This is a genomic window from Shewanella sp. AC91-MNA-CIBAN-0169, from assembly GCF_040310165.1.
Classification (GTDB): domain Bacteria; phylum Pseudomonadota; class Gammaproteobacteria; order Enterobacterales; family Shewanellaceae; genus Shewanella.
This window is the reverse complement of the sequence record NZ_JBEOPM010000148.1, coordinates 1-258: the sequence shown is the minus strand read 5'-3', so window position 1 is coordinate 258 and position 258 is coordinate 1. Positions and strand designations below refer to the sequence as shown.

Below are 258 nucleotides of genomic sequence, written 5' to 3'. Positions count from 1 at the left end.
CATTGGTACCGCCACCACCGGTTTTGGCATTGGCAATAAAAAAGTCAGAAATAGAATCAAGCGGACGAGTAAGCAAAGCGTAACAAATACTGGCTATAACCACGCCCACTGTCGAGGCAATACTTAAATCACGTAATATACGCAATGAGCTTGATTCTCTTGGGGTGCTTTGCGGTAAGAAAAACAATGCCAACATAAGTAGTATTATTGTTGCCACTTCTACCGTTAATTGCGTTAAGGCTAAGTCTGGTGCCGAAA

Annotated in this window: 1 protein-coding gene; it reads right to left on the bottom strand. The window is 42.6% G+C overall.

Annotated features, from left to right (window positions below; genetic code table 11):
* Positions 1-258: hydrogen gas-evolving membrane-bound hydrogenase subunit E (mbhE, locus tag AAEY98_RS22480; protein ID WP_351019832.1), on the bottom strand; the 258-nt coding region annotated here is incomplete at both ends.